We start from the raw sequence: 12,850 nt of genomic DNA, 5'->3' as shown, positions 1-12,850 counted from the left end.
GGAGATAAAATGAGCGAAGAGGCACAACGCAGAGCCTTACAAAATCAAATTTGGAGCATCGCAAATGAAGTAAGGGGTGCTGTTGATGGCTGGGACTTTAAGCAGTATGTCCTTGGAACTTTGTTTTATAGATTTATCAGCGAAAATTTCACCGACTACATAGAGGCCGGGGATGAGAGCCTCGATTACGCTAGCATGGGCGACGATGAGATACTTGACGAGCAAAAAAGAGTCATCATAGAAGAAAAGGGCTACTTCATCTATCCTAGCCAGCTTTTTAAAAATGTTGTAAAAAATGCCTCAAATAATGCAAATTTAAATACCGATCTGGATCAAATTTTTAAAAGTATCGAAGGCTCAGCCGCTGGCTATGAGTCAGAGCAAGATATCAAAGGTCTTTTTGCTGACTTTGATACGACTAGCAACAGACTTGGCAATAGCGTCGCAGATAAAAATAGAAGGCTTGCTGCTGTTTTAAACGGAGTTGCTGGGCTTGACTTTGGTGACTTTAAAGATAATCACATCGATCTTTTTGGCGATGCTTATGAGTTTCTCATCTCAAACTACGCTGCAAATGCCGGCAAGTCAGGTGGCGAGTTTTTCACTCCGCAAAATGTTTCAAAGCTCATCTCTGAGCTAGCCATGCACGGACAAGAAAGTGTAAATAAAATTTACGATCCAGCTTGTGGCTCAGGCTCGCTACTTTTGCAAGCTAAAAAGAGATTTGACAAGCATGAGGTAGAGCAGGGCTTTTTTGGACAAGAGATAAACCACACGACATTTAACCTTGCTCGTATGAATATGTTTTTACACAACATAAACTACTCTAAATTTCACATAGAGCTTGGCGACACGCTTTTAGACCCAAAGCTTCAGGACGATAAGCCATTTGACGCTATCGTCTCAAATCCTCCTTACTCCATAAACTGGATCGGCAGCGATGATCCCACACTTATAAATGATGCTAGATTTGCTCCAGCTGGCGTGCTAGCGCCTAAAAGCAAGGCAGACTTTGCCTTTATCATGCATGCTCTTAGCTATCTTTCAGCCAAGGGGCGAGCCGCTATCGTTAGCTTTCCTGGCATTTTTTATAGAGGTGGTGCAGAAAAGAAGATACGTGAGTATCTTGTAAAAGAAAATTTCGTCGAAACCATCATCGCCCTAGCGCCAAATCTCTTCTACGGCACATCGATCGCTGTAAATATCCTTGTGCTCTCAAAACACAAAACTGAAAATAAAACGCAGTTTATCGATGCTAGCGAGTTTTTTGAAAAAAGGACAAATAATAACGTTTTAACCGATGAGCACATTAAAAAGATAGTAGAAATTTTTGCTGGTAAAGAAGAGATCGCCCACGTAGCTACATCGGTGGATAATGACACTATCGCCCAAAATGACTACAACCTAGCAGTAAGCTCCTATGTCGAGCCAAAAGATACACGCGAGAAGATAGACATAAATGAGCTAAATTTGCAGATAAAAGAGACCGTGGCTAAGATATCAAATTTACGCTCGCAGATAGATGATATCATCGCGCAGATAGAGCTGGATGGCGAGAGATGAGTAAAATTTTTGATCTGAACTGCTTTATATCCATCTCTTTGCGAGTGAGTGGAGCATATTGCGTAGCAATGCGAGCGATGGCTCCGAAATTTCACTCGCGAAGTCGAGCAAAATTTTAAAAGGCTTGAAATGAGTAAAATTTTTGATCTTATAAATGAGCTTTGTCCTGATGGGGTTGAATTTAGAGAGCTTAGGGAGATTTGTGAATTAGAGCGCGGGAATACAATAACTTCAAAAGATATAAATGATGGTGATATTCCAGTAATTAGTGGAGGGCAAAGACCAGCATATTATCACAATAAATATAATAGAGATGGAGAAACAATAACTATTGCTGGAAGTGGGGCATATGCTGGTTTTATAATGTATTGGAATAGACCAATTTTTGTTGCGGATGCATTTTCTATAAAATCACAAGAAAACAGGGTAATTATAAAATTTGTGTATCATTTTTTACTAAGCAAGCAAGAAAAAATCTACAATATGAAGCAAGGCGCAGGTATTCCGCACGTCTATGCAAAAGATGTTTCAAAAATCAAACTCCCTGTGCCTCCGATGGAAGTGCAGCGTGAAATAGTCCGTATCTTAGACTCTTTCACGCTTCTTACAGCAGAGCTTACAGCAGAGCTTAAAGCTAGGAAAAAGCAGTATGAATTTTACCGCGACTTTCTTTTAAGCTTTGACGAGCTTGATAAAAATGGGGGGGGGTGTGAGCTAAAAATGCTTGGAGAAATTTTAGGTTATACTCAGCCCGCAAATTTTATTGTCAATGATACAAATTATAAAGAAAAATTTGGAATACCTGTTTTAACGGCAGGACAAAGTTTTTTATTAGGCTATACAAACGAAACTTTTGGAATTTATAAGGCTCTTGAAAATCCCACAATAATATTTGATGATTTTACGACTTCGTTTCAATGGGTAGATTTTGATTTTAAAGTTAAATCATCAGCTATTAAAATATTAAACAATAGAGATAATCAAAAAACTAATTTTAGATTTGTGTATTATGCAATGAGATGTATAAAATTTGAACCAACAAATCACGAACGTTATTGGATTAGCAAGTATTCTAAAATAAAAATCCCTATCCCCTCACTTCAAACACAGCAAAAAGTCGTTGATATCTTAGATAAATTTGATACGCTTGTAAATTCTATAACCGAAGGCTTGCCACGAGAGATAGAGCTAAGGCGCAAGCAGTATGAGTATTACAGAGAGCTACTTTTAAATTTCAAACCAAAAATGACAGCATAAAGGCGTAAAAATGATAGAGAGTAAAACCATACTTGAGTCAGAAAATTTCATCGTTTTAGATAGATATGAGAGATTGCCTCAGTCTTCAAGCTACCAAAGCGAAGCGGATATGGAGCGTGAGCTTATAGATGACCTTGTAAAACAAGGCTATGAGTATAAAAAAGATATAAACTCTCAAACAGCGCTTTTACTAAATTTAAAAGAGCAGCTAGAGAGGCTAAATAACGTTAAATTTAGCCCCTCAGAGTGGAAAAGGCTAGTTGAAGAGTATATCGACAAGCCAAACGATGGCATAATAGAAAAGACCCGCAAGATACAAGATGATCATATCTATGACTTTACTTTTGAAGATGGGCATATACAAAATATCTGCCTTATCGATAAAAAAGATATCGCTAAAAACAGCCTGCAGGTGATAAATCAGTTTGAGCAAACTGGCTCATCGCACAACAGATATGATGTCACTATACTTGTTAATGGCTTGCCGCTCGTGCAAATAGAGCTTAAAAAGCGAGGCGTGGCGATAAGAGAAGCCTTTAATCAAATTCATCGCTACTCAAAAGAGAGCTTTAACTCATCAAATTCTCTCTTTAAATATTTGCAAATTTTTATCATCTCAAATGGCACAGATACAAGATACTTTGCAAACACAACCAAGCGGGATAAAACCAGCTTTGACTTTACTATAAACTGGGCAAATTCAAAAAACGAAGCCATAAAAGATATAAAGGACTTTACAGCTACATTTTTGGCGAAAAATACACTTCTTAGCATACTGAGCAAATACTGCATCTTTGATACAAATAACACCTTGCTTATAATGCGTCCTTATCAGATAGCAGCGACTGAGCGCATACTTTGGAAGATAAATAGCTCGCATAATGCTAAATGCTACGCAAAGCCAGAAGGTGGCGGCTTTATATGGCATACGACAGGATCTGGCAAGACGCTAACTAGCTTTAAGGCAGCTAGGCTTGCTACGCAGCTTGAATTTATAGATAAAGTCTTTTTCGTGGTGGATAGAAAAGACCTTGACTATCAGACCATGAAGGAGTATCAAAAATTTTCAAAAGATAGCGTAAATGGCTCAGTTAGCTCAGCAGAACTAAAGCGAAACACTCAAAAAGATGACGGAAAGATCATCGTAACAACTATACAAAAGCTAAATAACCTAATGAAAAGCGAAGATGATCTAAGTATATATCAAAAAGAGGTTGTTTTTATATTTGACGAGTGCCACAGGTCTCAGTTTGGTGAAGCACAGAAAAATTTAAAGAAGAAATTTAAGAAATTTTATCAGTTTGGCTTTACTGGAACGCCGATATTTCCTCAAAATGCCATCGGAGCAGAGACGACGCAAAGTGTCTTTGGAAGCTCGCTTCATGAATATGTGATAGTCGATGCAATTAGAGATGAGAAGGTGCTTAAATTTAAGGTTGATTATAACAACGTCGTGCCTAAATTTAAGAGCATAGAGACAGAAAAAGATGAGCTAAAGCTAAGTGCAGCTGAGAATAAAAGTGCATTTTTACACCCTGAGCGTATCAAAGAAATTTCTGAGTATGTGCTAGAGAAATTTCATCAAAAAACTCACCGCTTAAACGCAAGTGGCAAGGGCTTTAACGCTATGTTTGCAGTAAGCTCTATAGAGGCGGCAAAGCTTTATTATGAAGCGTTTAAAAATTTGCAAAGCAACAAAGAGCGAGTTTTAAAGATAGCGACAATATTTTCTTTTTCACAAAATGAAGAGCAAGATATGGTTGGTGAGATAGCTGATGAGGGCTTTGAGCCAGAGGCGATGGACGTTAGCTCAAAAGAGTTTTTAAGTAGTGCGATAAAAGACTACAACGCTTTTTTTAAGACAAATTTTAGCGTTGATGGCGGGTCGTTTCAAGACTACTACCGAGATCTAAGCGAGCGCACAAAGAAGCAAGAGATCGATCTGCTCTTGGTTGTGGGTATGTTTTTAACTGGATTTGACGCGCCTTGTCTAAATACGCTATTTGTGGATAAAAATTTACGCTATCACGGACTCATACAAGCATACTCTAGGACAAATAGAATTTATGGTGCTACAAAAACTTTTGGCAATATCGTGACATTTAGAGACCTAGAAAAAGCGACAGAAGATGCTATAACTCTTTTTGGTAAAGGCAGCACTAAAAGCGTCATACTCGAAAAAAGCTATAAAGAGTATATGGATGGCTTTACAGATGCGATATCTGGCGAGGCAAAAAGGGGCTTTGTAGATGTAGTAAGCGAGCTAGAGGCGAAATTCCCTGATCCTACTAAGATAGAGACGCAAAAGGATAAGAAAGAATTTGTAAAGCTTTTTGGAGAGTATCTAAGGGTAGAAAATGCTTTGCAAAACTACGATGAGTTTGTTGCTCTAAGGGCTTTGCAAGATCTGAATTTAGACGATAAAAAAGCAGTATGTGAGTTTAGGGATAAATTTGGCTTAAGTGATGAACAAATCAAAGAGATGCAAAGCATAAAAGTGCCAAACGCAAGGGCTTTACAAGACTACCGCGGGACATATAATGATATAAGAGAGTGGTTAAGAAAAGAAAAGGCTGGTGAAGAGAAGGAAAAAGAGAGGATAAACTGGGATGATGTGGTATTTGAGGTTGATCTGCTAAAGTCTCAGGAGATAAATTTAGACTATATTTTGGGTTTGATATTTGAGCATAATAAAAAGATAAAAGATAAAGCAGCACTTACTGATGAGGTGCGTCGCATCATCCGCTCGAGCTTAGAAAACCGCTCAAAAGAGGGGTTGATAGTTGATTTTATAAACCAAAGCGACTTGGATAAATTTAAAGACCGAGCCAGCGTGATAGAAGAGTTTTTTAAATTTGCAAAAGTTGTGATGAAAAAAGAGGCGGACGAGCTTATCGCTTCTTTAAATTTAGATGAGGCTGGCGCAAGAAGGTTTATAAGCTCGTCGTTAAAGAGTGGCTTTGTTAGCCAAAGTGGAACGCAAATAGGCGAGATACTGCCTAAGATTAGTCCTTTAAATAAAAACTATCCAATAATCAGGCAAAAAGTGATCGATGAGATATCGCATTTTGTTGATAAATTTAAAGAGGTTGGCTCGTCGGTTTAAGAGACGTTTTTAAGCAAAATTTATAGTTTTGCATTTGGCTTATTTATGCTTGGCTTCGTGCTCTAGTAGCCAAATTTTAGTTGGCAGACCCTCGCCGCCTGAGTAGCCACCAAGACCACTGCTGGCTAGCACTCTGTGGCAAGGGACGATGATAGGCAGTGGGTTTTTGGCATTTGCCGAGCCTGCTGCGCGGTAGGCGTTTTTGTGACCTGCGGCAAGTGCCAGAGCTGCGTATGTGGTCGTTTCGCCGTATGGCACTTTTTGTAAAGCTTCATAAATTTTGGCTCTAAATTTGGTTGTTTTTACATCAAGCCTAACGCTAAATTTTTTAAGCTCGCCCTTAAAATAGGCCTCCAGTTCATCTAAACAAAGCTTTAAATTTTCATCTTTTACCGCAACTTTTTCAAATTTATCTACAAAATTTATCTCACAAATTCCATTTTTGCTAGCAACGATCTCTAAAATTCCAATGGGCGATTTTAGGTAGGCTTTTGACACATTTGCTCCTTGAAATTTGAATTTTTGGGCAAATTTTACTTTAGATTGTTTTGCTTTTTGATAAAATGCAAGCAAAATCAGCGATTTTGGACTAAAAACGAGCAAAATCACAAAGGAAATTTATGAGCTTTTTTACCGACTACGAAAAACACGTGAGTGAGCGAGAAAAAGAGGGCGTGCCACCGCTTGCGCTAAATGCCAAGCAAACAAGCGAAATTTGCGAGCTAATGAGACTTGCTGGCAACTCTAGTGGCGATGAAAAGGCGCAAAATGAGCTAAAATTTCTTATAAATTTGCTCACAAATCGCGTAAATCCTGGCGTTGATGACGCGGCAAAGATAAAGGCAGAATTTCTTGGCGAGGTGATAGACGGGCTTAAGATAGACGGGCTTGATGCGGTTCGTGCCATTAAAATTTTAGGCAAGATGCTTGGCGGATACAATGTGGAAATTTTGGTGCGAGCGCTAAAAAATAGCAATGAAGATATCGCACAAGCTGCGGCAAATGAGCTAAAAAATATCATTTTGGTGCATGAACATTTTGACGAGATCGCAAAGCTAGCAAGCAGCAATAAATTTGCAAAAGAGGTGCTTGCTTCTTGGGCAAATGCGGAGTGGTTTAGGCATAAAAAGCCGCTTGATGAGTGCATAAAGGCAGTGGTTTTTAAGGTGCCTGGCGAGACAAATACGGATGATCTAAGCCCTGCTAGTGAGGCATACACAAGGGCTGATATACCGCTTCACGCAAAGGCGATGCTGGTTAAAAAGATGCCTGAGGGGCTGGAGATATTAAAAGAGCTAAAAAGTCGCGGCAAGAGCGTGGCGTATGTGGGCGACGTGGTCGGCACTGGCAGCAGCAGAAAGAGCGGTATAAACTCTATTCAGTGGCACCTTGGCGATGAGATAGAGGGCGTGCCAAACAAAAAAACTGGCGGCATCGTGATCGGCACGACCATAGCTCCGATATTTTTTAATACCGCCGAAGATAGCGGCGCACTGCCGATAGTTGCAAACGTAAATGAGCTAGAAATGGGCGATGAGATAGAAATTTGGCCATTTAAAGGCGAAATTTACAAGCTTGCAGGCAACGAAAAAAAGCTCGTGGCAAATTTTAAACTAAGCCCAAACACCCTAAGCGACGAGATAAGAGCAGGTGGCAGGATACCTTTGATGATAGGTAGGCAGGTCACCAAAAAGGCTAGAGAGGTCTTGGGGCTTGGCGAGGAGCAAATTTTCATAAAGCCAGATCAGCCAAAAGAGCTAGGCGGTGGCTATACGCTCGCTCAAAAGATGGTCGGCAAGGCTTGTGGTAAGGCTGGCGTGAGAGCTGGGGCCTACGTGGAGCCTGAAATTTTGACCGTTGGCTCGCAAGATACCACTGGGCCGATGACTAGAGATGAGATAAAAGAGCTTGCTAGCCTTAGTTTTGGGGCGGATTTTGTCTTGCAAAGCTTTTGCCACACAGCTGCTTATCCAAAGCCAAGCGACCTTGAGATGCAAAAGAGCCTGCCAAAATTTATAAATTTGCGTGGCGGCGTGAGCCTAAGGCCAGGTGACGGTGTCATCCATTCGTGGCTAAACCGCATGGTCTTGCCTGACACGGTTGGCACTGGCGGCGATAGCCACACGAGATTTCCTATTGGCATTAGCTTCCCTGCGGGTAGTGGTCTGGTGGCCTTTGCAGCGGTGCTTGGGATGATGCCTCTAAATATGCCTGAGTCAGTTTTGATCAAATTTAAAGGCGAGCTAAAAGAGGGTGTGACACTTCGTGATCTAGTCAATGCGATACCATATTTTGCTATCAAAAAGGGACTTTTAAGCGTTGAGAAAAAGAATAAAAAGAACATTTTTGCGGGTAAAATTTTAGAGATCGAGGGGTTAGAGGGCCTAAAAGTGGAGCAGGCATTTGAGCTAAGTGACGCTTCGGCTGAGCGCTCTGCGGCTGCTTGCGTGGTAAATTTAAGCGTTGAAAGCGTCGCGGAGTACGTTCGCTCAAACGTTACGTTAATAGAGGCAATGATAAAAGCAGGCTATGAGAGCCATGAAACGCTTGCTAGACGAAAAGAGAAGATGCAAAAATGGCTAGAAAACCCAACTCTCTTAAGAGCCGACAAGGACGCAAGCTACGCTGAAATTTTAGAGATTGATTTATCGCAGATAGATGAGCCGATCCTAGCCTGTCCAAACGACCCAGACGACGTGGCGACGCTAAGTGAAATTTTAGCTGATAGCAAAAGAGCGCATAATATCGACGAGGTCTTTGTGGGTAGCTGTATGACAAATATCGGGCATTACAGGGCGCTGGCTAGAATTTTAGAGCGCGAGAGCAAGCTCACTACTAGACTTTGGATCGCTCCGCCAACAAAGATGGATAAAAAGACGCTTGAAAATGAGGGCGTTTATGAGATATTTAAGAGGCTAAATGCTAGGACAGAGGTGCCAGGCTGCTCGCTTTGCATGGGTAATCAAGCAAGGGTGAACGACAACGCCGTTGTTTTTTCGACCTCGACAAGAAATTTTGACAACAGAATGGGCATGGGCGCAAAGGTCTATCTAGGAAGTGCCGAGCTAGCCGCTGTATGTGCGCTGCTAGGGCGTTTGCCAAGCGTTAGTGAGTATAAAAAAATAGTAAGAGATAGCCTTAGTTTAAACAAAGATCAAATTTATAAATACCTAAATTTTAATGAAATAAGCGAGTTTAGTATATAAATTTGTTACAATATCGCGAAATTTTAAGGAGCTTTGATGAGAAAGATAGTTTTTTCCTTCTTTTTTAGCGTTTGCCTTTTTGCAAATTTGCATGCATTAGAGTGTGGCGACTTTGCTAAAAAAGAGAGCTTTAAAACTACTCCAAAAGAGCTTGCTTACGTGAACGAGGGGATATTTTATTGTGATGACTCGCTTTTAAATTTAAAAGAGGTAAAAGAGCTTTTTGACGCAAGCGTGGCAGTTAGAAGTGAGTCTCAAAGCTGCGTTGGTGAGGGCGTTTATAAAGAAAATTTAAATAAATTTAGATGGAACTTGCTAAAAGCCTCGTTTGCACCTGAGCTTTATCAAAAAGAGCTTGAAAAACCAGAGGTCGCAGAAGCCCAAAAAGATGCTCAGATGGAGTATTTTAGGTACTGGGCGAATGAGAGCTTGTTTAACTTTTTAAAATATAAAAAATTTAGCGAAGCTTATAAAAACGCTCAAACTCCGCTGGTTAAATTTTATGAGGCTTTAGGCGTTGATAGTGCAAGTGCCGCTTACTACGCTACTAGCGTGATAAATGAGTTTTTAAGCTTTAGCGTTGGCAAAAAGATAAATAAGGCTAAAACTTTAACTTCTGAGCAAAAGATGATGGCTCAAAAGCTAAGTCAAGACGAGCTTGCAAATTTGCTTTATTCTAAAAATTACAGCACCGCTGAGCTTACAAATTTACTTGATATCGCACTGCTAAATGACAAAAGTGGCGACATGATAGAAGAGATCATAAGGCGCGGGGCTGATCTAAATTTAGGCGATGAGACACCGCTCTTTTTTGCTCTTAAAAATTTAGAAAATGTAAAAATTTTGCTTAAAAATAGAGCTGATGTAAATCACAAAAATTTCTTTGGCAAAAGTGCGCTTTTTTACGCTGTGCAGTTTGAGGATGCGCCTCTTTGTGAGCTTTTGCTAAAGAGTGGGGCAAATGCAAACGAGAGCTATATCGACGAGCAGTCTAAGATGAATATGATAAATTTAGGCATGATGCAAGTAGAGGATACGTGCGGCCTTGAGCATACAAACAGAAGCGTTTTTATGCATGCAGCGGCTCACGCGACACCAGAAATTTTAAAGCTTTTGATAGATAACGGCGCTGATATGAACGCCACTGATGATGCTGGATTTAATGCGCTTGATTATGCGATTAAAGATAAAAACGAAAAAAATATTAAATTTTTAGAAGAGCTTGGTTTAAAGCCAAATTTTAATTAGGAAAAGATATGAAAAAGACAGCTTTTGTGACAGGTGCGACATCTGGCTTTGGCGAGGCGATCGCTAGAAGACTCTCAAAAGAGGGCTACAAGATAGTCGCTCTTGCAAGGCGCGAAGATAGGCTAAAAAAGCTAGCTAGCGAGCTTGGTGACACGCACATCATCGTAGCTGACATACGTGACAAAGAAGCTGTTTTTAAGGCGGTAGAGAGCCTGCCTGATAAATTTAAGGACATCGAAGTGCTTGTAAATAACGCTGGGCTTGCCTTGGGACAAGAAAAGACGATAGATGCGAAGGTTGAGGACTTTGAGACGATGATAGATACAAACGTAAAGGGTCTCATCTACTCTACAAAGGCCGTTTTGCCGCTACTTTACAAGCAAGAAAAGGGCTATATCTTTAATCTTGGCTCAACAGCTGGCTCGTGGCCATATCCTGGCAGCAACGTTTATGGCGCTACAAAGGCCTTTGTAAAGCAGTTTAGCTTAAATTTAAGAAACGATCTAGTTGGCACTAATATCAGGGTAACAAACATTGAGCCAGGGCTTTGCAAGACTGAATTTAGCGAGGTTAGATTTAAGGGCGATAAGGCAAAGGCTGATAGCATCTATGAGCATACAAATTTCATCACATCTGAGGATATCGCGACTATTTTGGTTAATTGTCTAAATATGCCTGGAAGTGTCAATATAAACAGGGTCGAAGTCATGGCAAATACGCAGACTTGGGCTGGACTTGCGATAGAAAAATTTTAAGGAGTTTATGTGAGACAAATTTTATTGTTACTATTTTTTAGTGTCGCGCTTTTTGGAGTTGATCCAGAAGTCGCCAAAAGAAACGCACAAATTTACGGCGTTTTCACGCTTATACCACCAGTTGTTGCCATAGCACTTGCTTTTATCACAAAAGATGTCATCTTGTCGCTATTTATCGGTGTTTTTAGTGGAACTTTTCTTATAAATATCGTTAATGAAAATGTCTTTATGGGCATCATCAAAGGCTTTACAGGCATCGTCTCAAGAGTGGTTGAGTCAATGGCTGATAGCACCGATGCTGGTATCTTGCTTCAAGTGCTTTGTATAGGTGGCGTGGTCGCACTTATCACAAAGATGGGCGGCACAAAAGCGGTTGCTCTTTGGCTTAGCAAAAAGGCAAAGACTGGCGTCTCAGCTCAAATTTCAACTTGGCTTATGGGTATCTTTGTATTTTTTGATGACTATGCAAACGCCCTAATTGTTGGTCCTATCATGAGACCAATAAGCGATAAATTTAAAATAAGCCGCGAAAAGCTAGCCTTCATCATCGACGCTACTGCAGCACCAATCGCTGGTATAGCTATCATCTCGACATGGGTCGGACTTGAGGTTTCGCTCATCGAAAAGGGCTACGAGCTTATCGGCGAGACTGGCATAAACGCTTATTCTATATTTATCGAGACCATTCCATATAGATTTTATAACCTCTTTATCTTATTTTTCATCGTCTGCACAGCCTTGATGCAACGCGAGTATGGCCCTATGCTAGCAGCTGAAAGACGCGCTAGAAGAGGCGAGCTTCATTCAGGCAAAACTCAAATTCAAGACCTTGAAGACAAGACTCTTGAGCCAAAAGAAGGCGTAAAACTAAGCGCTTCAAATGCTATCGTGCCGCTTCTTGTGCTAGTTATCGGTGCATTTACTAGCTTTTATTTTAGCGGTCTTGCTGCACTTGAGGGCGATACTCTTAAAAATGCACTTGCAAATCCACTTTCGTTTTCAACATTTAAAGATACTTTTGGTGCAGCAGACTCTGCTACATCGCTATTTCAAGCAGCACTTCTTGCTAGTATAGTAGCTATCGTCATGGGCGTTTGGCGCAAAATTTTTGATGTAAAAGAGGCTATTAGCACATGGGTAAAGGGCTGGAAAACTATGATTATCACAGTTGTTATCTTGCTTCTTGCATGGAGCCTTAGCGCGGTTATCAAAGAGCTTGGCACTTCAAGATATTTGGTCGATCTACTAAGCGACTCAACGCCTAAATTTATCCTGCCAGTGGCTGTTTTCATCCTTGGCTCATTTATCAGCTTCTCAACTGGCACCAGCTATGGCACGATGGGCATTTTGATGCCTCTAGCTATCCCGCTAGCTTATGCAGTAGGCAAAAACTACGGCTTAGATGGTGACGCGATGCATGCTTATATGATCGTAAATATCTCAAGCGTTCTAACGGGCGCTATCTTTGGCGATCACTGCTCGCCGATCTCTGATACTACGATACTTTCATCAATGGGTGCAGGATGCAGCCACATCGATCACGTCTCAACGCAGATGATCTACGCACTTAGCGTTTGCGTGGTTTGTGTGCTTGTTGGCTACTTGCCAGTGGCACTTGGTCTTAGCGTTTGGATCGCACTTCCTTGCGGATTTTTAGCGATCTGGGCTTTGGTTAGATTTGTAGGCAAAAAAGTCGAAGAGAAAGCGGCATAAAT

8 protein-coding genes are annotated in these 12,850 nt (G+C 40.7%); 7 read left to right on the top strand and 1 reads right to left on the bottom strand.

From position 1 onward, the window contains the following. Positions 1 to 9 precede the first annotated feature (9 nt). From G6W42_RS06615 to G6W42_RS06605, 3 genes are all read left to right on the top strand, one after another. Positions 10 to 1,563, top strand: a complete 1,554-nt coding sequence (locus tag G6W42_RS06615) for a type I restriction-modification system subunit M (RefSeq protein WP_194173406.1) — start codon at positions 10 to 12, stop codon at positions 1,561 to 1,563. 129 nt (positions 1,564 to 1,692) lie between these two features. Next, entirely contained in the window at positions 1,693 to 2,820 is a 1,128-nt protein-coding gene (locus tag G6W42_RS06610; RefSeq protein ID WP_194173405.1) for a restriction endonuclease subunit S, read from the top strand. Positions 2,821 to 2,830: 10 nt separating this feature from the next. Beyond that, positions 2,831 to 5,926 (top strand): type I restriction endonuclease subunit R, encoded by a 3,096-nt coding sequence (locus G6W42_RS06605; RefSeq protein ID WP_194173404.1) that lies wholly within the window; start codon positions 2,831 to 2,833, stop codon positions 5,924 to 5,926. Positions 5,927 to 5,965: 39 nt separating this feature from the next. Here G6W42_RS06605 and G6W42_RS06600 read toward each other — a convergent pair whose 3' ends face one another. After that, entirely contained in the window at positions 5,966 to 6,424 is a 459-nt protein-coding gene (locus G6W42_RS06600) for a methylated-DNA--[protein]-cysteine S-methyltransferase (RefSeq protein WP_194173403.1), read from the bottom strand. A gap of 122 nt (positions 6,425 to 6,546) precedes the next feature. On the opposite strand from G6W42_RS06600, the gene G6W42_RS06595 reads away from it, so the two are divergent. Genes G6W42_RS06595 through G6W42_RS06580 form a run of 4 tightly spaced genes read left to right on the top strand, consistent with a single transcriptional unit; the run spans position 6,547 to position 12,848 of the window. Beyond that, entirely contained in the window at positions 6,547 to 9,132 is a 2,586-nt protein-coding gene (locus G6W42_RS06595; protein ID WP_194173402.1) for a bifunctional aconitate hydratase 2/2-methylisocitrate dehydratase, read from the top strand. Between the two features lie 36 nt (positions 9,133 to 9,168). Then, positions 9,169 to 10,380 (top strand): ankyrin repeat domain-containing protein, encoded by a 1,212-nt coding sequence (locus G6W42_RS06590; protein ID WP_194173401.1) that lies wholly within the window; start codon positions 9,169 to 9,171, stop codon positions 10,378 to 10,380. An 8-nt stretch (positions 10,381 to 10,388) separates the two neighbouring features. Continuing rightward, positions 10,389 to 11,135 carry an SDR family NAD(P)-dependent oxidoreductase gene (locus G6W42_RS06585; protein ID WP_194173400.1) on the top strand — a complete coding sequence of 249 codons (747 nt, stop codon included), beginning with the start codon at positions 10,389 to 10,391 and terminating at the stop codon, positions 11,133 to 11,135. 9 nt (positions 11,136 to 11,144) lie between these two features. Beyond that, positions 11,145 to 12,848: a Na+/H+ antiporter NhaC family protein gene (locus G6W42_RS06580; RefSeq protein WP_194173399.1), complete on the top strand. Its 1,704-nt coding sequence runs from the start codon at positions 11,145 to 11,147 to the stop codon at positions 12,846 to 12,848. Positions 12,849 to 12,850 lie beyond the last annotated feature (2 nt).

Source organism: Campylobacter concisus (assembly GCF_015230015.1).
Lineage (GTDB): Bacteria > Campylobacterota > Campylobacteria > Campylobacterales > Campylobacteraceae > Campylobacter_A > Campylobacter_A concisus_AF.
This window is presented reverse-complemented; position numbering and strand designations above follow the sequence as displayed.

Excerpts from the sequence above, each read along its gene's own strand:
- G6W42_RS06615 (WP_194173406.1), top strand. The coding sequence starts at position 10 with ATGAGCGAAGAGGCACAACGCAGAGCCTTACAAAATCAAATTTGGAGC.
- G6W42_RS06610 (WP_194173405.1), top strand. The coding sequence starts at position 1,693 with ATGAGTAAAATTTTTGATCTTATAAATGAGCTTTGTCCTGATGGGGTT.
- G6W42_RS06605 (WP_194173404.1), top strand. The coding sequence starts at position 2,831 with ATGATAGAGAGTAAAACCATACTTGAGTCAGAAAATTTCATCGTTTTA.
- G6W42_RS06595 (WP_194173402.1), top strand. The coding sequence starts at position 6,547 with ATGAGCTTTTTTACCGACTACGAAAAACACGTGAGTGAGCGAGAAAAA.
- G6W42_RS06590 (WP_194173401.1), top strand. The coding sequence starts at position 9,169 with ATGAGAAAGATAGTTTTTTCCTTCTTTTTTAGCGTTTGCCTTTTTGCA.
- G6W42_RS06585 (WP_194173400.1), top strand. The coding sequence starts at position 10,389 with ATGAAAAAGACAGCTTTTGTGACAGGTGCGACATCTGGCTTTGGCGAG.